Raw genomic sequence first — 18,208 nt, 5'->3', positions numbered from 1 at the left:
GGCTCAGGCCTGGGTGCTGGCGAACCAGGCCAGCCCACCGAAGAACAGCACGAACGCCAGCACCGACAGGATCGCGACGATCACCGCGGCCCAACCCAGGATCAGCCCGCCGACCGCCAGTCCGTCGCCCTGGAAGCGTTGCGGCTGGCGGCGGATCTCTGCGCGTGCCAGGTGCCCGGTGATGATCGCGCCCAGGCTGCCGAGGACCGGCATCAGCGTCCAGCCGAGGATGCCGGCGACCAGGCTGACCACGGCGAGGGAATTGGTTTCGCGTACGGCACTCATGTGCGGATCCTTCGTGAAGGGGGCAGCGGGTTCGCTCGCATGCACGGTGCCCGAATTATCCCAGAAGCGCGCATGCCGTGCGCCGTTCATCCGCGTACGCGGCCGTGGCGCAGTGCATGCGCCCATTCCGGCTGGCCGTTGCGCTCGGCCTGCAGCGCGGCGCTGCTGTGGTCGTAGTCGATCGCCAGCAGTTGCGCGTCCCAGCGGCCGTCGCGGTGTTCCAGAATTGCGTAACGCGCCTGCGGCGTGCCGGTTTCGACGCGGTAGGGCTGCGGATGCGCCTCGGCGTACGCGGGCAGGCCGACGCTGCCCGGATTGCACAGCAGTCGCCCGTCGTCCAGGCGCAGCGTGCGCGGCACATGGCTGTGCCCGCATAGCACCAGTGCCGCGGCCGGCGCGTCGCCGAGCCGCTCGCGCACGCGTTGTGCATCGGCGGCCTGCAACTGCGGCGGCTGCAGTTCGTCCAGCAGCCAGCACAGGTCGTCGTGCGGGGTGCCGTGGCACAGCAGTGCCTGCGGCAGCGACAGCGTCGGCGGCAAGCTGTCCAGCCAGTGCCGTTGTGCCGGTGTCAGTTGCGCATGCGCGTAGGCATCGCTGGCGCCCATCTCCGCGGGCGCCAGTTCGCGCAGCTGGCGCTCGTGGTTGCCGCGCACCGTGGGCAGCGCCAGCGGCATCAGCCGCGCGGCGGTTTCGCGCGGCCACAGCGGGCCGGAGACGATGTCGCCGAGGTTGACGATCCTGTCCACGCCGCGCCGCCCGATATCCGCAAGCACCGCCTCCAGCGCGGGCAGGTTGCCGTGGATGTCGGACAGGGCGGCGAGGCGCATCGCTTACAGGTCGAACTTGATGCCCTGCGCCAGCGGCAGCGAGTCGGAGTAGTTGATCGTGTTGGTCTGCCGGCGCATGTACACCTTCCACGCGTCCGAGCCGGATTCGCGGCCGCCGCCGGTGTCCTTCTCGCCGCCGAACGCGCCGCCGATCTCGGCGCCTGAGGTGCCGATGTTGACGTTGGCGATGCCGCAGTCGCTGCCGGCCGCGGACAGGAACTTCTCCGCCGCCTTCAGGTTCTGGGTGAAGATCGACGAGGACAGGCCCTGCGGCACGCCGTTCTGCATGTCGATGGCCTCGTCCAGGGTGCTGTACTTCATCACGTACAGGATCGGCGCGAAGGTCTCGTGCTGCACGACCTCGTCACTGTTTTTCAGGCCGGTGACGATCGCCGGCAGCACGAAGTTGCCGGGGCGGTCCAGCGCGGTGCCGCCGGTCTCGATGGTGCCGCCGGCGGCCTTGGCCTTGGCGATCGAGGCCAGGAACTGCTCGACCGCGCCGCGGCTGTTCAGCGGGCCCATCAGGTTGGCCGGGTCGGTGGGGTCGCCGATCTTGCCTTCGACCTGCTTGTAGGCCTTGAGCAGCGTCGCCAGTACGGTGTCGTAGATCGATTCGTGCACGATCAGTCGGCGCGTGGTGGTGCAGCGCTGGCCGGCGGTGCCGACCGCGCCGAACACGATGCCGGGAATCGCCAGCTTCAGGTCGGCGCTTTCGTCGAGGATGATCGCGTTGTTGCCGCCCAGCTCCAGCAGGCAGCGGCCCAGGCGCCGCGCGCACTTCTCGGCGACGTTGCGCCCGACCTGGGTCGAGCCGGTGAAGCTGATCAGCGCGATGCGCTTGTCCTCGACCAGCGTTTCCGCCAGTTCGGTGCCGGCGTCGTTGATCAGGAAGAAGATGTCCGGGAAGCCGGCGTCGCGCAGCGCGTCGTTGCAGATCTTCATCGACGCGATCGCGGTCAGCGGGGTCTTGTTGGACGGCTTCCACAGGCAGATGTCGCCGCAGATCGCCGCCAGGAAGGCGTTCCACGCCCACACCGCGACCGGGAAGTTGAAGGCGCTGATGATGCCGACCAGGCCCAGCGGCTGGTACTGCTCGTACATGCGGTGGCCGGGACGCTCGGAGTGCAGCGTATAGCCGTACAGCATGCGGCTCTGGCCGACCGCGAAATCGGCGATGTCGATCATCTCCTGCACTTCGCCGTCGCCTTCGGGCTTGCTCTTGCCCATTTCCAGCGCGACCAGCGACCCCAGCGCGTCCTTGTGCCTGCGCAGCGCATCACCACACAGCCGCACCGCCTCGCCGCGGCGCGGCGCCGGCGTGGTGCGCCACACCTTGAACGCGGCCTGTGCGCGGGCGACCACGGTCTCGTAGTCCTGCGCGGTGGTCGCCTGCACTTCGGCGATCACCTCGTTGCTGGACGGGTTCAGCGGCTGCAGCACCCCGGCGCCGGTGGCCGTGGACCACTCGCCGTTGCCGAGATAGGTGCCGGAATTGGACGCGGTCAGGCCGAGCGCCTTGAGCAGGTCAGCGGACATGGAATCTCCTGGGAATCGTTGCGACAGGGAAGGCGACCGCAGGCGGGGGACGCGGGACGCGATTAGTAGCCCGCAATTTTAGCAGACCGGGCGGGCACGGCCGCATCTGGCGCGCCGCGGCGGGCTTGGCAAGCGCAACGATCGTGCGACAATGCGCCGGCCAATGGCCCCGTAGCTCAGCTGGATAGAGCGGTCCCCTCCTAAGGGACAGGTCGTGCGTTCGAATCGCGCCGGGGTCACCATCGCAAGGGAGACGTGCGCAAGCGCGTGGAATCGCCAGGGCCGGCGGTGAACGCTGCCTTCGGCGCCGTGGCACGGCAATCGCGGTGCCGTCCTGCCCTAACGCCATCTACACCCACCGTCGACGCGGGCTGAGCGTGGCAGTCCGTAATCTGCCCACGTCCGTCGATGCAGGAACGGATGCCATGCGGCACCGGTTCTTGCATGGTTGGATGCGCAACGGCGGGCTTGCCCTGTCGCAGTTCGCGGTCGCCGATATCGGCCCGCGATGCCGCGTTGCAATGCGGCGCCGATTGCGCACCCACACCCCTGATGACGGGCTCCACCTCGTTCCGACCGTCGACGGCGGCCGTGTTCATCCACCCATGCGAACGCGAAGCAGGAGTCAAACCAATGAACAGCGCCTTGAAGTTTGTATTGATCGGTTCGATGGTGGCGGCCTTGGCCGCTTGCCATCGCGATGGCGACAAGAATGCGCAGGACCAGAACGCTGCGACACCGCCCGCGGCGGCCGATGGCAGCCCCGCGGGCGGCAGCAGTGCGCCTGTGACCAGCGGCGATGCCACCGGCACCTCGACCGGTGCCGATCCGGCAACCGCCCCGGCGACGCCGGCCACCCCGACCACCGATCCGCAATCGCCCACCACCAATCCACAGCAACAGCAGCAGCCGCCTGCGGACAACCAGCAGCATTATTGATGAGGGCGCCAGGCGCGCGGAAGACAGTTCCGCGCGCCTGGCGCAGCCGCCGATGGCGGGACGTGTGGTATCGATTGCTCCAGCACATGGAATTGCGTGGTCAATGACGAGCCGCGCCACTGAACACCGCGCAACCGCGCGTCGTTTTTGTCGTTGCAACCATGGGCCAGCAAAAATGGCGTTCTACAGTGCGGCGCATGAATCCCATACTCGCTGCGCTCGGCATGATGCTCCTGACAATGGTCGCGCTGATCGCGTCCGAACTGTCCAGGATCGTGGACAAGATCGTGAAGCGGTTGCGCGGTTCGGCGACACCACGGCGATCGACCTGGCAGCGTGGTAGCGCAGGCAACTTGACCAAGCCACCACGCAGATAAGCACTTGCGCGGTGCCGCCGGCGAAGCGTCTGCAACCCCGCGCCCGATAGTAACTTTTGCAACCGATCGATCCGGGTGCCAGCCGCATGCCGCCATCGGCAGACAGCGCTTGACAGCACCCCGGCGCATGATGTCCTCTTGCGCTCATGCCCAACGTTCTCGCCCTCGTCACCAGCTTCATGCCGCTCGCGCTTCGGCGCCCGGCCGCGTGCAGTGCGGGCATTACCACCGGTATTACCACCCACACCATTCGCCCGGTGCGGCCCGTCGTTTTCGCGTAACTGTCGAAACCCACGGCCCCGCACCCGGATCAGGATGCGGGGGAACCCGTCGGCCTGATGCGAGCGGGGCCTCCACTCCGAGGTCTCCCATGCCGTCCCCCGCCGTCGCTTCCGCTCCCGCCGCAGATCCCGCGCTCGCCGCGCGCACCGTCGTCCACAAGTTCGGCGGCACTTCGGTGGCCGATGCCGAACGCTATCGCCATGTCGCGCAGCTTCTGCTGGCGCGCCCGGAAACCCTGCAGATCACCGTGGTCTCGGCGATGAAGGGGGTGACCGATGCGCTGATCGGCCTGGCCGAACTGGCCGCCAGCGAGAACAGCGACTGGCGCGAGCGCTGGCACGAGACCCGCGCGCGGCACCGCGCCGCGGCGGTGTCGCTGCTCGGCGAGCACGCCGGGAGCACCGTGGAGTGGCTGGATGCGCGCTTCGACCATCTCGCCGAGATTCTCGGTGCACTGGCGGTGATCGGCGAGTTGCCGCGCGAGGTGCTGGACCGGGTGCAGGGCCTGGGCGAGGTGTATTCGGCGCAATTGCTCGGCGAGCATCTGCGCGCGCTGGGCGAGGATTGCGCGGTGCTGGACGCGCGCGAGGTGCTGGTGGTGGATCGCGGCGAACTGGGCGTGGACGTGGATTGGGAGGCCAGCGCAACGCGCCTGGCGGCGTGGCGCGAGCAGCATCCGCAGCAGCGCGTCGTGGTCACCGGCTTCGTCGCCCGCGACCGCGCCGGCCGCATCACCACGCTCGGCCGCAACGGCAGCGACTACTCCGGCGCGATCTTCGCCGCGTTGTTCGATGCCGACGAACTGCATATCTGGACCGACGTGGACGGCGTGCTGTCGGCCGACCCGCGGGTGGTGCCCGAAGCGGTGCAGCTGGAAACGCTGAGCTACGACGAGGCCTGTGAGCTGGCCTATTTCGGCGCCAAGGTGGTGCATCCGCAGACCATGTCGCCGGCGATCGAGCGCGGCCTGCCGATCATCATCCGCAACACCTTCCAGCCCGAACACCCGGGCACCCGCATCACCGCCAGCAGCGACAGCAGCGGCCCGATCAAGGGCCTGACCCTGAGCCCGGACCTGGCGGTGCTGAACCTGGAAGGCACCGGCCTGATCGGCGTGCCCGGCACTGCCGAGCGCGTGTTCGCCGCGCTGCGCAACGCGCGGGTGTCGGTGGTGATGATCTCGCAGGGGTCTTCGGAACATTCGATCTGCTGCGTGGTACGGCAGAACGAATGCGAACGCGCGCGCGATGCGCTGCTGTCGGCATTCGCGCACGAGTTGGTGGTCGGGCAGGTGCAGCGGGTGCAGCTGACCACCGGCATCAGCGTGCTGGCCGCGGTCGGCGACGGCATGGCTGGGCAGCCGGGCGTGGCGGCGCGCCTGTTCGAATCGCTGGGTCGCGCGCAGGTCAACATCCTGGCGATCGCGCAGGGGTCGTCGGAGCGCAACATCTCGGTGGCGATCGACAGCGCGCACGCGACCAAGGCGCTGCGCGCAGCGCATGCCGGGTTCTGGCTGTCGCCGCAGACCTTCTCGGTCGGGGTGATCGGCCCGGGCAACGTCGGCGCGGCGCTGCTCGATCAGCTGCGCGCGGCGCAGCCACAACTGCTGGCCAAGGCCAACCTCGACCTGCGCCTGCGCGCGATCGCCTCGCGCAGCGCGATGCGCCTGGAGCCGCGCGCGATCGGCGGCGACTGGCGGCAGGCCTTCGCCAGCGGCCAGCAGCCCACCGACCTGGATGCGTTCACCGCGCATCTGCTGTCGGCGCACCTGCCGCACGCGGTCATCATCGATTGCAGCGGCAGCGCCGACGTCGCCGACCGCTATGCCGACTGGCTCGCCGCCGGCATCCATGTGGTCACCCCGAACAAACAGGCCGGCGCCGGGCCGCTGGCGCGTTTCCATGCGATCCGCGCCGCCGCCGAGGGCAGCGGCGCGCGCTTCCGCTACGAGGCCACCGTCGGCGCCGGCCTGCCAGTGATCACCACGCTGCGCGATCTGGTCGATACCGGCGACGAGGTCACCGCGATAGAGGGCATCTTCTCCGGCACCCTGGCCTGGCTGTTCAACAAGTACGACGGCAGCGTGCCGTTCTCGCAGCTGGTCACCGATGCGCGTGGCATGGGCTATACCGAGCCGGACCCGCGCGACGACCTGTCCGGCACCGACGTGGCACGCAAGTTGGTGATCCTGGCACGCGAGGCCGGGCGCGAGCTGAGCCTGGAGGACGTGTCGGTGGAGAGCCTGGTGCCGGAAGCGCTGCGCCAGGCCAGCGTGGAGGACTTCATGGCGCGGCTGCACGAAGTGGATGCGGCGTTCGCCCAGCGCCTGCAGGCGGCCAAGGCGCGCGGCTGCGTATTGCGCTATGTGGCGCAGCTGGCGCCGGACCGCGCGCCCAGCGTCGGTCTGGTGGAATTGCCGGCCGAGCATGCCTTCGCCAACCTGCGCCTGACCGACAACGTGGTGCAGTTCACCACCCGCCGCTATTGCGACAATCCGCTGGTGGTGCAGGGGCCCGGCGCCGGTCCGGAAGTGACCGCGGCCGGCGTGTTCGCCGACCTGCTGCGGGTGGCGGCGGGCGAGGGCGCACGGCTGTGAGTCAGGCGCAGACCTCGCTAGAACCGCATTCCGCTGCCCGCGCCGCGACGCGCGAGGCGCGCGCCTTCGCGCCGGCCTCGGTAGCCAATGTGGCGGTGGGCTTCGATTTGCTCGGTTATGCGGTGGAGGGCGTTGGCGACACGGTCACCGTACGCCGCATCGATGCGCCGCAGGTGCGCATCGCCGCGATCCGTGGCACCACGGTGGCGCTGCCGCTGGAGGCCGCGCGCAATACCGCCGGTGCGGCGCTGATCGCGTTGCGCGAGGCGCTGGCGCTGCCGTTCGGTTTCGAACTCGAGATCGACAAGGGCATCCCGCTCAGCTCCGGCATGGGCGGTTCGGCGGCGTCGTGCGTGGCGGCGCTGGTGGCGGCCAATGCGCTGCTGGACGCGCCCTTGTCGCGCGAACAGCTGTATCTGTATGCGCTGGAGGGTGAGGCGGTGGCCAGCGGCAGCCGCCATGGCGACAACCTGGGCCCGATGCTGTTGGGCGGGCTGGTGCTGTCGACCTTGCAGCGGATGGTGCCGGTGCCGGTGCCGGCGGCCTGGCACAGCCTGCTGGTGCATCCGGATGCGGTCCTGGAGACGCGCCGTGCGCGCGAGGCACTGGCCGGCGATTACCGGCTCGGCGAGTTCGTGGCGCAGAGTTCGAATCTGGCGTTGGTGCTGGCGGGGTGTCATGCCGGCGACGAGGCGCTGGTGCGGGCGGGGCTGCGCGATGTGCTGATCGAGCCGCGGCGTGCGCCGCTGATCGTCGGCTTCGATGCGGCCAAGGACGCCGCGCTGGCGGCGGGCGCGATGGGCGCGAGCATTTCCGGCGCCGGCCCCAGCATCTTCGCGTGGTTCCCGACGCGCGCGGCAGCCGAGGCGGCCGCACCGGCGGTGCAGGCGGCGTTCGCGGCAGCCGGTTTCGACAGCCAGCACTGGGTATCGCCGCTGCAGTGTCCGGGCGCCCGATTGCTCTAGCGCCGCGTAGCCTTCCCGTTGCCGTTGCCGTTGCCGTTGCCGTTGCTGTTGCCGTTGCTGTTGCTGTTGTCGTTGCTGTTGCTTTCGCTGTTGCTGTTGTCTTTGCTGTTGCTTTTGCCGTACCGGGTTCCCTTCCGCAGCGGCGGCCATGGCGGGGAAAAACCCCGCAGGGGCGGCGCACATGGATGTGCGCCGTTCGCGGTAGGGGCAGGATGCCCCTTCCGCGAATCCCCGTCATGGACGCGGACCCGGAGCGCGCAGCGCGGAGGGCGCGTAGGCAGGGCGCGCTTTCTTTTGGTTACTTTTCTTTGCGCGAGCAAAGAAAAGTGACTCGCCGCAAGGCGAAAGCTTTGCTGTTGCTTGGGCTTTGGATGTCGGATGAGAAAAACTGTAGGAGCGGCTTCAGCCGCGACCACCAGGATGCAGGAAGCTGTCGCGGCTGAAGCCGCTCCTACAAAGAGCTTTGAAGCAAGAGCAAGAGCAACAGCTTCCGCTGACGCGGGTCACTTTTCTTTGCTTGTGCAAAGAAAAGTAACCAAAAGAAAGCACACCCGGGCGGCGCGCCCTCCGCGCTGCGCGCTCCGGGTCCGCAAGCAGAATGGGAATTTTCGGAAGGCACATCCATGTGCCTGCCGAAAACGACGCGCATCCTGCGCGTCGCCCCCTTCGGGGGTTGTACCCATCCTGCTTGCCGCGCCTCACGGGAGATCGAAGCAAGAAAAGCGATGGCCAAAGCAAGCGAGAGCAGAGCAAGCAAAAGCAAGAGCAACAACAAGAGCAACAACAAGAGCGACAAGAGCAACAACCAAGTAGTGCCACAGTTACGGACGACAGTGCGATCGAATTTCCCCTGCCGATGGAACCACCATGAACTTCATTTCCACCCGTAATGCCGCGCCCGCCGCCAGCCTCAGCCAGGCCATCGCCGCCGGCCTGGCGCCCGATGGCGGGTTGTACGTGCCCAAGCGCATGCCGCCGGCGCGCGAACTGCAGGCCGGTGCCAGCCTGGCCGAGACCGCCACGACGCTGCTGGCGCCGTTCTTCGACGGCGACGCGCTCGCTGCCGAGCTGCCTGCAATCTGCGCCGAAGCCTTCGATTTCGATGCGCCATTGCAGCCGCTGGCCACGCCCGGCGACCACGCGCTGGAGCTGTTCCATGGGCCGACCGCCGCGTTCAAGGACTTCGGCGCGCGCTTCCTCGCCGCCTGCCTGGCCCGGCTGCGCCGCGACGCCGCCACCCCGCTGACCATCCTCGTCGCCACCTCCGGCGATACTGGCGCCGCGGTCGCTGCGGCCTTCCATCGCCAGCCCGGCCTGCGCGTGGTGGTGCTGTATCCGGACGGGCGCGTGTCGCCGCGGCAGGCGCACCAGCTGGGCTGTTTCGGCGACAACATCCAGGCCTTGCGCGTGGCCGGCTCCTTCGACGACTGCCAGGCGCTGGTCAAGCAGGCCTTGAACGATGTCGAACTGCAGGCGCAGGCGCCGCTGAGCTCGGCCAACAGCATCAGCCTGGGACGGCTGCTGCCGCAGATGAGCTATTACGCGCACAGCGCGCTGGTGCATTACGCCGGGCGTGCGCAGGCGCTGAACCTGGTGGTGCCGACCGGCAACCTCGGCAATGCGCTGGCCGCGATCCTGGCGCGCGGGCTGGGCGTGCCGCTGGGCCGTATCGTTCTGGCGACCAATGCCAACCACGTACTGCCGGATTACTTCGCCGGTGCCGACTACGCGCCGCAGCCCAGCGTGGCCACCGTCGCCAATGCCATGGACGTCGGCGCGCCGAGCAATTTCGAGCGCCTGCGCTGGCTGTACCGCGGCGACGATGCCGCGTTGCGCGGGCAGTTCCAGTCCTATTCGGTGGACGATGCGCAGATCCGCCAGCTGATCGGCGAGCGCTTCCGCCGCTACGGCGAGGTGCATTGCCCGCATACCGCGACGGCCTTGCACGTGTTGCAGCAGATCCGTGCCGAGGGCGCCGAGGCCGATGCCGGCGATTGGGCGGTGGCGGCGACCGCGCATCCGGCCAAGTTCGAGGCGGTGGTCGAACCGTTGATCGGCCAGCCGGTGCCGGTGCCGCCCGCGTTGGCGGCCTTGCTGCAGCGGCCGGCGCACGCCGAGCCGATCGCGCCGGACTACGCGGTGTTGCGCGCGCGGCTGCTGGCCGGTTGACATCGACGGCCTGACCCGGCGGCGGCGCCGCGGTTCGGGCCGCCGCGCTGCCGCCTGCGTTGCGCGCGCACGGCGGCGTCGGACCCGAGGCGCAGGCTCAGTCCTGATCCTGCGGTTGCAGCCGCAACCAGGCGGCCTGCACCACGCTGCGTACCTGCAGCCAGTCCAGCCGCGAGCGCGGGTGGTCGCGCAGGAACACGTCGTGCAACTGCGGGGCCACGTCTTCGAAGCGCTGGCCGTGGTACTTCAAGTAGGCGTCGTAGGCCAGCTTCAGCGCCGGCTCGTAGTCGGTGAACGCGTGCCCGGGCTGATGGAACGGGGCCTGGGCGAAATGCGCCTTCCAGAAATCCAGTTCCTTTTCGCGATCCAGCACCACGCAGGCGCGTGAGTCGTGCAGCACATCGATGGCGACGAGCATGGTTGCCCTCCCAATGGTTCCCCCCTCCGGCACCGCGGCGGCGCCGCAGGTGTATCGCGGCGCAAGTCTATGCCTGGCCGCGTGACAGGGTATGGTCGGAGCCTGAAGCATTCACGGATCTGGCGACAGGCAGCGTCCGCGCCGGTTTTCCCGGTGCGGCCTGGCGGAGTGGAGCCCTCGGGTCGCAGCCAGCATCGCGGTTCGGAACCGGATCGCGGGTCGGCCGGGTTGTCCACAGCGCATGTGGAGCGTTGCCCCGAAAACTTGTGGATAAGTCGTTGCGGGCACGGTGGTGCAAGGCGTAGACACGGGCTGGCGAAAAAATCGCCGCCGCCGGTCGGCTCACTCGTCGTCGGACGCCAGCCGGTGCAATGCGGCGAAGTCGCGGATCTCGACCACGTGCAGCTGCGGCAGGGCGATCAGGCCTTGCTGGCGCAGCTTGGTGAAGGTGCGGCTGACCGTTTCCATGGTCAGGCCGAGATGGTCGGCGATGTCGCCGCGGCCCATCATCAAGGTCACCGTGTTGCCAGGATCGCCGCGGCTGGCGGTGCGCGCAGCCAGCTTCAGCAGGAAGTCGGCGAGCTTTTCCATCGGCTGCAGGCGCGCCAGCGCCAGCGCCGCGTCCTGCGCCGCGTCCAGTTCCAGGCAGGCGCGCTGCAACAGCTTGCGCTCCAGTTGCGGGTATTGCGTGCGCAGCTGCCGCATGTGCGCCACCGACACCCGGCACACGCGGCTGTCGGCAATCGCTTCGATGTCGTTGCGGTACTTCTCCGACTCGCTCAGGCCCACGTAGTCGCCCGGCAGCACGAAGCCGACCACCTGGCGGCGGCCGTCGGCCAGGGTGCGGACCAGACGCAGCGCGCCGGACGTGACGGTATAGACCGCTTGCCGCGCCTCGCCGGTGCGGACCAGGGTGGCGCCGGCGGCGTAGGAGAGCGAGGTGGTCACCCGTTCCAGCGCCTGCACCTCGTCGCAGGCCAGCGCCGAACAGATCGCCAGGTGGCGCACGGCGCAATGCATGCACTCGTGCGCGCTCGGATCGCGGGCCGCGGCGGGTTCGGCATAGGGCAGGGCGAAGCCGGGGACGGTCCGGTGCATGCGCTTGACTTGCGGAGTGGTCACGCCGTGATGATACGCCGATACGATCGCCGGCACCCCAGTACGGCTAGAATTGGCGTCTGTTTGCCCCCAAGACGCAGGAGTTTTGCACGTGATCAAGCCCCGTACGCCGCCCGGCATCATGGAATTGCTGCCGCGCGAGCAGATCGCGTTCCAGCGCATGCTGGACGTCATCCGCCGCAACTACGAGCGGTTCGGGTTCCTGCCGGTGGAGACGCCGGTGTTCGAACTGTCCGACGTGCTGCTGACCAAGTCGGGCGGGGAGACCGAGCGCCAGGTGTATTTCGTGCAGTCCACCGGCGCGCTGGCCAATGCCGAGGCCAGCGGCGAGGGCGGCTTGCCGGAGCTGGCGCTGCGCTTCGACCTGACCGTGCCGCTGGCGCGCTACGTGGCCGAGCACGAACACGAGCTGAGCTTCCCGTTCCGCCGCTACCAGATGCAGCGCGTGTACCGCGGCGAGCGCGCCCAGCGCGGCCGTTTCCGCGAGTTCTACCAGTGCGACATCGACGTGATCGGCAAGGATGCGCTGAGCATCCGCTACGACGCCGAAGTGCTGGCGGTGATCCACGCGGTGTTCTCGGAACTGGGCATCGGCGCGTTCGCGGTGCAGTTGAACAACCGCAAGCTGATGCGCGGTTTCTTCGAGAGCCTGGGCGTGGCCGAAGGCGAGCGCCAGCTGGCGGTGCTGCGCGAGGTCGACAAGCTGGACAAGCGCGGCGCCGACTACGTGCGCGAGACGCTGGCCGGGGAGGGCTTCGGCATTCCGGCCGAGCAGGTCGAGCAGATCCTGGCCTTCGTCGCGGTGCGCTCCAGCGGCCACACGGACGCGCTGGCGCGGCTGGATGCGCTGGCCGCGGCCGGCGCAGCGAGCGCCACGCTGCGCGAGGGCGTGGCCGAGCTGCGCGAGGTGCTGGCCCTGGTCAAGGCGCTGGGCGTGCCGGAAACCGCGTATTGCCTGAACTTCTCCATCGCCCGCGGCCTGGACTACTACACGGGTACCGTCTACGAGACCCTGCTGACCGACTACCCGCAGATCGGCTCGATCTGCTCGGGCGGGCGCTACGAAGACCTGGCCAGCCACTACAGCAAGTCCAAGCTGCCGGGCGTGGGCATCTCCATCGGCCTGACCCGCCTGTTCTGGCAGCTGCGCGAGGCCGGCCTGATCGAGGGCATCGCCGCCAGCAGCGTGCAGGCGATGGTGGCGCTGATGGACGAGGCCAAGCTGGACGATGCGCTGGACATCGCCCGGCGCCTGCGTGTCGGCGGGATCAATACCGAAGTGCAGATGGAGCCGAAGAAGGTCGGCAAGCAGTTCCAGTACGCTGCGCGCGCCGGCATCCGCTTCGTGGTGCTGGCCGGCGACGACGAGCTGGCGCGCGGCGTGGTCGCGGTCAAGGATCTGGTGCGCGAGCAGCAATTCGAGGTCGCCCGCGACGAACTGGCCAGCGCCCTGCTGGTCGAGCTGGAGCAGGCCAAGGTCATGCCCTGAGGGGCTGGTAGGCCCGGACGCGGCGAAACCAGGACGGTCGCGCCGCGTGTTCCCTGTGGGAGCGACTTCAGTCGCGACGCGGATGGCCAGAGCCTGCCGCCGCCGAGCCCGCTCACGTGACGGCGGGCGCAACCCGCGTTCGCCAGCTGCAACCGGGTATTTCCTTGGGGGCAGCCGGGGCTATGCCTGCGCCTTTGGGCCGATTCGATCGGTGTGAGTGCCTGTCGCGGCTGAAGCCGCTCCTACAACAACGCAAACGCGCACCGCTCCCTGTAGGAGCGGCTTCAGCCGCGACAGATGGCGTGGCGTCCTCGCGCCCATCGGCAATCGAGCATCTCCACTGAACGCGCTCACCCCGCGGCTTGACCCGGCCTGTCCAATCGCGTTAATGTACTAACACGCTATTACATTATCGCAATGAAACAACGACCCGCCACGCAATCCGATCGCGACAGCGACACCTCGCTCAAGGCGCTGTCGCGCGCCCTGGCCCACCTGAGCAAGCCGCAGGAGGTCGCCGCGTTCCTGCAGGACCTGTGCACGCCGGCCGAGCTGGAGGCGATGTCCGACCGCTGGCGGGTGGTGCCGCTGCTGCTCAAGGGCGTGCCGTACCGCGAGATCCACGAGTTGACCCAGGTCAGCGTGACCACCATCGGCCGCGTCGCGCGGACCCTGGAATACGGCGCCGGCGGCTATGCCACGGCGCTGCGCCGGCAAGCGGCGCGCCCCTCCGATTCCCATTGAGATGTCCTGATGAGTGCTTCCCTGGCAGCGCCGGCGCGTGACCGGCTGCGTATCGCGATCCAGAAGAGCGGCCGCCTGGCCGAGCCGGCGCGGGCGGTGCTGGCCGCCTGCGGGCTGAGCTGGCGCGAGAGCCGCGACAAGTTGTTTTGCTACGGCGAGTCGCTGCCGGTGGACCTGTTGCTGGTGCGCGACGACGACATCCCCGGACTGATCGCCGACGGCGTCTGCGATTTCGGCATCGTTGGCCGCAACGAGCTGGAAGAGCAGGCCGGCGAGCGCCGCCGCAACGGCCTGCCGGAAGCCTACCGCGCGCTGCGCGGGCTGAACTTCGGCCAGTGCCGGCTGATGCTGGCGGTGCCCGAGAGCTGGGAATGGACCGGCCCGGAGCAACTGCAGGGCAAGCGCATCGCCACCAGCTATCCGGCGGTGCTGGCCGACTGGCTGGAAGCGCGCGGCCTCGACGCGCAGGTGGTGGAGCTGTCCGGCTCGGTGGAGATCGCGCCGCGCCTGGGCACCGCCGACCTGATCTGCGACCTGGTGTCCAGCGGCGCGACCCTGGCCGCCAACCAGCTCAAGCCGGTGGAGACGCTGCTGGAAAGCGAGGCGGTGCTGGCCGGGCCGGTACGCGAACCGGGCGACGCCCGCGCCGGGCTGGCGGCGATGTTGCTGCGCCGGCTCGACGGCGTGCTCAAGCTGCGCGACAGCAAGCTGCTGATGTTCCGCGCCGCGCGCGATCACGTCGCCGAACTGACCCGCTTGCTGCCCGATGCCGACCCGCTGGTGCAGCTGCCCGGCGATGGCGGCAGCACGCTGCAGTTGCAGACCATGTGCCATGGCGCGATTACCTGGCAGCGCATGGAGGAACTGGAGCGCGCCGGCGCGCAGGGGCTGATGGTGTTGACGGTGGAGCGCTCGCTGGCATGAACCGACTGGACTGGAATTCGCTCGACGCGCAGGCGCGCACGCAGGCCTTGACCCGGCCGGCGCAGACCGTTGCCGCGCAGACCCGCGCCGCGGTGGCGCAATTGCTTGAGGACGTGCGCGGCCGCGGCGATGCGGCGTTGCGCGAGATCACCGCGCGTTTCGACGGCGTGGTGCTGCAAGGGTTCGAAGTGGGTGCCGACGAGTTCGCTGCCGCCGAAGCGGCCGTGCCGGCCGTATTGCGCGAGGCGATGGCGCAGGCCGCGGCACGGATCGAGACGTTCCACCGTGCCGGCATGACCCAGCCGTATGTGGTGGAAACCGCGCCGGGCGTGGTCTGCGAACGGGTGGTGCGGCCGATCGGCCGGGTCGGCCTGTACGTGCCGGCCGGCAGCGCGCCGCTGCCGTCCACCGCGCTGATGCTGTGCGTGCCGGCGGCGCTGGCCGGCTGCCGCGAGGTGGTGCTGTGCACGCCGCCGCGCGCCGACGGCTCGGCCGATCCGGCGGTGCTGGTCGCGGCGAAGCTGACCGGCGTGGACCGCGTGTTCAAGCTCGGCGGCGCGCAGGCGATCGCGGCGATGGGCTTCGGGACCGAGTCGGTGCCGTCGTGCGACAAGCTGTTCGGGCCGGGCAACGGCTACGTCACCGAAGCCAAGCAGCAGGTGGCGCAGGCCGGCGCGGCGGCGATCGACATGCCCGCCGGCCCGTCCGAGGTGCTGGTGATCGCCGATGTCGGCGCCGATGCCGCGTTCGTCGCCGCCGATCTGCTGTCGCAGGCCGAGCACGGCCCGGACTCGCAGGTGCTGCTGCTGTCCGACAGCGCCGAGCTGATCGACGCTGTCGAGGACGAGATCGAGCGCCAGCTGGCGACGCTGCCGCGTGCGGCGATCGCACGCCAGGCGCTGGCGGCATCTCGGCTGATCCAGGTCGGCGCGCTGGAAGAGGCCTTTGCGATCAGCAACCGCTATGCGCCCGAGCACCTGATCCTGGCGCTGCGCGAGCCGCGCGGCTGGCTGGAGAAGGTCGAGGTGGCCGGCTCGGTGTTCCTCGGCGATTACACCCCCGAAGCGTTGGGCGACTATTGCAGCGGCACCAACCACGTGCTGCCGACCAACGGCGCGGCGCGCGCCTACAGCGGGGTCAGCGTCGCCAGCTTCCAGAACTTCGTCAGCGTGCAGAGCGCCAGCCGCGCCGGCATTGCCGCGATCGGCGCCTGCGCGGTGACCATGGCCCGCGCCGAAGGCCTGGACGCGCACGCCAATGCGGTGGCGCTGCGGATGGAGAAGGCGGCATGAGCGCGCCGAACGAAACGCAGGTGCCGGGATCGATGCTGGCGCTGGTCCGTCACGACCTGCGCGACTTCGCCGGCTATTCCTCGGCGCGCAGCGGCGCCCTGCACGGCGATGTCTGGCTCAACGCCAACGAATCGGCCTGGGCCAATCCTGCCGACCGCGATGCCGGCAACCGCCGCTATCCGGATCCGCAACCGCCGGCCTTGCGTGCGGCGTTGGCGGCGCTCTACGCCTGCGCGCCGGAGCAGTTGCTGCTCGGCCGCGGCAGCGACGAGGCCATCGACCTGCTGCTGCGCGCGCTGTGCGAGCCGGGCCGCGACGCGATCGTGATCACCCCGCCGGTGTTCGGCATGTATGCGGTATGCGCGCGGCTGCAGAACGCGCGCATCGTCGAAGTGCCCTTGCGCGAAGACGCCGCCGGCCTGATCACCGATGTCGACGCGGTGGTGGAGGCGGCGCTGACGCAGATGGCCAAGCTGGTGTTCCTGTGCTCGCCGGGCAATCCCAGCGGCGCGGCGATCCCGCTTGCGGATATCGAGCGCGCCGCCGAGCGCCTGCATGGGCGCGCCTTGCTGGTGGTCGACGAGGCCTACGGCGAATTCTCCGAGGTGGCCTCGGCGACCACGCTGCTGGCGCGCCATGCCAACCTGGCGGTGTTGCGCACGTTGTCCAAGGCGCATGCGCTGGCGGCGGCGCGGATCGGCTGCGTCATTGCCGATCCGGCGCTGATCGCGGTGCTGCGCCGCTGCCAGGCGCCGTATCCGATCCCGGCGCCGTGCACGCAGCTGGCGCTGGCCGCGCTGCAGCCCGAATCGCTGCGCCAGACTGCCGCGCGGGTGGCCGAGATCTGCCGCGAGCGCGAGCGCATGTTCGCCGCGCTGGCCGCGCTGCCCGGCGTGCGCCGGGTATACCCTTCGCAGGGCAACTTCCTGCTGGTGCGCTTCGACGACGCCGACGCCGCGTTCCGCGCCTTGCTCGGCGCCGGCGTGGTGGTGCGCGACCAGCGCGCCGCGCCGACCCTGGGCGACGCGCTGCGCATCACCATCGGCACCGCGGAGCAGAACCAGCGCGTGCTCGGCGCACTGCAGGCGGGGAGGGCCGCGGCATGACCCCGATCCTGTTCGTCGACCGCGACGGCACCCTGATCGAGGAGCCGGCCGATTTCCAGATCGACGCCTACGAGAAGCTGCGCTTCGTGCAGGGCGTGATCCCGGCCATGCTCAAGCTGCGCGACGCCGGCTACCAGTTCGTCATCGTCACCAACCAGGACGGCCTGGGCAGCGAGGCGTATCCACAAGCCGCGTTCGACGGCCCCAACGCGCTGATGCTGCAGATCTTCGCCAGCCAGGGCATCGCCTTCCGCGAGGTGCTGATCGACCGCAGCTGGCCGGCCGACAATGCGCCCACGCGCAAGCCCGGCATCGGCCTGATGCTGCCGTACCTGCAGGACCGCAGCATCGACTGGGCGCGTTCGGCGATGGTCGGCGACCGCATCACCGACATCCAGTTCGCCGGGAATCTGCGCATCCGCGGCTTCCAGCTGAAGACCGAGCAGTTCGGCGGCGACTGGGACTGGGCCGGCATCGCCCACGAACTGGCCGATGCGCCGCGCCGCGCCAAGGTGCAGCGCGACACCAGGGAAACCCGGATCGCGGTCGAGATCGACCTGGACCTGGCGCGCGATCCGCACTGCGCCACCGGCCTGCCGTTCTTCGACCATATGCTCGAGCAGATCGGCAAGCACGGCGGCTTCGCGCTGGACGTACGCGCCGCCGGCGACCTGCATATCGACGAGCATCACACCATCGAGGACACCGGTCTGGCGCTGGGCCAGGCCTTGCGCCAGGCCCTAGGCGACAAGCGCGGCATCGGCCGCTACGGCTTCGATCCGCCGGACAGCCCGTGGCTGGCGGCCGGCGAAGACGCCCGCGCGGGTTTCACCTTGCCGATGGACGAGACCCTGGCCAGCGCCGCGCTGGATTTCAGCGGCCGCCCGTACTTCGTGTTCGAGGGCGAGTTCAAGCGCGAACGCGTCGGCGACCTGCCGACCGAACTGGTGCCGCATTTCTTCCGTTCGCTGTGCGATGCCTCGGGCTTGAACCTGCACCTGAGCGTGCGTGGCGACAACGACCATCACAAGGTCGAGGCCTGCTTCAAGGCATTGGCGCGCGCCTTGCGCCAGGCGCTGCGGCGCGAGGGCGCCGCGTTGCCGTCTACCAAGGGCGTGCTGTGATGGGCGCGGGCTTCGC

The 18,208-nt window shown here is 69.5% G+C and carries 15 protein-coding genes and 1 tRNA gene; 11 read left to right on the top strand and 5 right to left on the bottom strand.

All coding sequences use genetic code 11. From position 1 onward, the window contains the following. Positions 1 to 3 precede the first annotated feature (3 nt). From AB3X08_RS12180 to AB3X08_RS12170, 3 genes are all read right to left on the bottom strand, one after another. Entirely contained in the window at positions 4 to 285 is a 282-nt protein-coding gene (locus AB3X08_RS12180) for a DUF4190 domain-containing protein (protein ID WP_179564286.1), read from the bottom strand. Positions 286 to 371: 86 nt separating this feature from the next. Continuing rightward, positions 372 to 1,112 carry a metallophosphoesterase family protein gene (locus AB3X08_RS12175; protein ID WP_369932847.1) on the bottom strand — a complete coding sequence of 247 codons (741 nt, stop codon included), beginning with the start codon at positions 1,110 to 1,112 and terminating at the stop codon, positions 372 to 374. A 3-nt stretch (positions 1,113 to 1,115) separates the two neighbouring features. Next, the gene (locus AB3X08_RS12170) at positions 1,116 to 2,648 is read right to left on the bottom strand and encodes an aldehyde dehydrogenase family protein (RefSeq protein ID WP_369932845.1); all 1,533 of its coding nucleotides are present in this window, start codon (positions 2,646 to 2,648) and stop codon (positions 1,116 to 1,118) included. A gap of 165 nt (positions 2,649 to 2,813) precedes the next feature. Between AB3X08_RS12170 and AB3X08_RS12165 the strand changes: the two genes are divergently transcribed. The 5 genes from AB3X08_RS12165 (at position 2,814) to thrC (ending at position 9,976) form a co-directional block, all read left to right on the top strand. After that, positions 2,814 to 2,890 (top strand) — tRNA-Arg (locus AB3X08_RS12165). A 310-nt stretch (positions 2,891 to 3,200) separates the two neighbouring features. Continuing rightward, entirely contained in the window at positions 3,201 to 3,587 is a 387-nt protein-coding gene (locus AB3X08_RS12160) for a hypothetical protein (protein ID WP_369932842.1), read from the top strand. Between the two features lie 747 nt (positions 3,588 to 4,334). Then, positions 4,335 to 6,842 carry a bifunctional aspartate kinase/homoserine dehydrogenase I gene (thrA, locus tag AB3X08_RS12155; RefSeq protein WP_369932839.1) on the top strand — a complete coding sequence of 836 codons (2,508 nt, stop codon included), beginning with the start codon at positions 4,335 to 4,337 and terminating at the stop codon, positions 6,840 to 6,842. After that, positions 6,839 to 7,807, top strand: a complete 969-nt coding sequence (locus tag AB3X08_RS12150; protein WP_369932837.1) for a homoserine kinase — start codon at positions 6,839 to 6,841, stop codon at positions 7,805 to 7,807. Before thrA ends, AB3X08_RS12150 begins: the two co-directional genes overlap by 4 nt. 867 nt (positions 7,808 to 8,674) lie before the next feature. Then, positions 8,675 to 9,976, top strand: coding sequence for a threonine synthase (thrC, locus tag AB3X08_RS12145; RefSeq protein ID WP_369932836.1), 1,302 nt, complete (start codon positions 8,675 to 8,677; stop codon positions 9,974 to 9,976). A gap of 97 nt (positions 9,977 to 10,073) precedes the next feature. Here the strand turns inward: thrC and AB3X08_RS12140 are convergent, their stop codons facing one another. Then, entirely contained in the window at positions 10,074 to 10,394 is a 321-nt protein-coding gene (locus AB3X08_RS12140; RefSeq protein WP_369932834.1) for a hypothetical protein, read from the bottom strand. 342 nt (positions 10,395 to 10,736) lie between these two features. Next, positions 10,737 to 11,492: a Crp/Fnr family transcriptional regulator gene (locus tag AB3X08_RS12135; protein ID WP_369938519.1), complete on the bottom strand. Its 756-nt coding sequence runs from the start codon at positions 11,490 to 11,492 to the stop codon at positions 10,737 to 10,739. A 112-nt stretch (positions 11,493 to 11,604) separates the two neighbouring features. On the opposite strand from AB3X08_RS12135, the gene hisS reads away from it, so the two are divergent. The 6 genes from hisS (at position 11,605) to hisB (ending at position 18,192) form a co-directional block, all read left to right on the top strand. Further along, positions 11,605 to 13,002: a histidine--tRNA ligase gene (gene hisS, locus AB3X08_RS12130; protein ID WP_369932832.1), complete on the top strand. Its 1,398-nt coding sequence runs from the start codon at positions 11,605 to 11,607 to the stop codon at positions 13,000 to 13,002. Between the two features lie 417 nt (positions 13,003 to 13,419). Further along, a complete protein-coding gene (locus AB3X08_RS12125; RefSeq protein ID WP_369932831.1) occupies positions 13,420 to 13,746 on the top strand; it encodes a YerC/YecD family TrpR-related protein in 327 nt (108 codons plus the stop codon). Between the two features lie 9 nt (positions 13,747 to 13,755). Further along, positions 13,756 to 14,670 carry an ATP phosphoribosyltransferase gene (hisG, locus tag AB3X08_RS12120; protein WP_369932828.1) on the top strand — a complete coding sequence of 305 codons (915 nt, stop codon included), beginning with the start codon at positions 13,756 to 13,758 and terminating at the stop codon, positions 14,668 to 14,670. Then, positions 14,667 to 15,962, top strand: coding sequence for a histidinol dehydrogenase (gene hisD, locus AB3X08_RS12115; RefSeq protein WP_369932827.1), 1,296 nt, complete (start codon positions 14,667 to 14,669; stop codon positions 15,960 to 15,962). The genes hisG and hisD overlap by 4 nt, the downstream gene beginning before the upstream one ends. Beyond that, positions 15,959 to 17,068 (top strand): histidinol-phosphate transaminase, encoded by a 1,110-nt coding sequence (hisC, locus tag AB3X08_RS12110; RefSeq protein ID WP_369932826.1) that lies wholly within the window; start codon positions 15,959 to 15,961, stop codon positions 17,066 to 17,068. The genes hisD and hisC overlap by 4 nt, the downstream gene beginning before the upstream one ends. Beyond that, positions 17,065 to 18,192, top strand: coding sequence for a bifunctional histidinol-phosphatase/imidazoleglycerol-phosphate dehydratase HisB (hisB, locus tag AB3X08_RS12105; RefSeq protein WP_369932825.1), 1,128 nt, complete (start codon positions 17,065 to 17,067; stop codon positions 18,190 to 18,192). The genes hisC and hisB overlap by 4 nt, the downstream gene beginning before the upstream one ends. The last annotated feature ends 16 nt before the right edge of the window (positions 18,193 to 18,208 follow it).

This window comes from Xanthomonas sp. DAR 34887 (genome assembly GCF_041245805.1).
GTDB lineage: Bacteria > Pseudomonadota > Gammaproteobacteria > Xanthomonadales > Xanthomonadaceae > Xanthomonas_A > Xanthomonas_A tesorieronis.
This window is presented reverse-complemented; position numbering and strand designations above follow the sequence as displayed.

Coding starts and splice junctions, on each gene's coding strand:
- AB3X08_RS12180 (WP_179564286.1), bottom strand. CDS start 285: ATGAGTGCCGTACGCGAAACCAATTCCCTCGCCGTGGTCAGCCTGGTC.
- AB3X08_RS12175 (WP_369932847.1), bottom strand. CDS start 1,112: ATGCGCCTCGCCGCCCTGTCCGACATCCACGGCAACCTGCCCGCGCTG.
- AB3X08_RS12170 (WP_369932845.1), bottom strand. CDS start 2,648: ATGTCCGCTGACCTGCTCAAGGCGCTCGGCCTGACCGCGTCCAATTCC.
- AB3X08_RS12160 (WP_369932842.1), top strand. CDS start 3,201: ATGACGGGCTCCACCTCGTTCCGACCGTCGACGGCGGCCGTGTTCATC.
- thrA (WP_369932839.1), top strand. CDS start 4,335: ATGCCGTCCCCCGCCGTCGCTTCCGCTCCCGCCGCAGATCCCGCGCTC.
- thrC (WP_369932836.1), top strand. CDS start 8,675: ATGAACTTCATTTCCACCCGTAATGCCGCGCCCGCCGCCAGCCTCAGC.
- AB3X08_RS12140 (WP_369932834.1), bottom strand. CDS start 10,394: ATGCTCGTCGCCATCGATGTGCTGCACGACTCACGCGCCTGCGTGGTG.
- AB3X08_RS12135 (WP_369938519.1), bottom strand. CDS start 11,492: ATGCACCGGACCGTCCCCGGCTTCGCCCTGCCCTATGCCGAACCCGCC.
- AB3X08_RS12125 (WP_369932831.1), top strand. CDS start 13,420: ATGAAACAACGACCCGCCACGCAATCCGATCGCGACAGCGACACCTCG.
- hisG (WP_369932828.1), top strand. CDS start 13,756: ATGAGTGCTTCCCTGGCAGCGCCGGCGCGTGACCGGCTGCGTATCGCG.
- hisD (WP_369932827.1), top strand. CDS start 14,667: ATGAACCGACTGGACTGGAATTCGCTCGACGCGCAGGCGCGCACGCAG.
- hisC (WP_369932826.1), top strand. CDS start 15,959: ATGAGCGCGCCGAACGAAACGCAGGTGCCGGGATCGATGCTGGCGCTG.
- hisB (WP_369932825.1), top strand. CDS start 17,065: ATGACCCCGATCCTGTTCGTCGACCGCGACGGCACCCTGATCGAGGAG.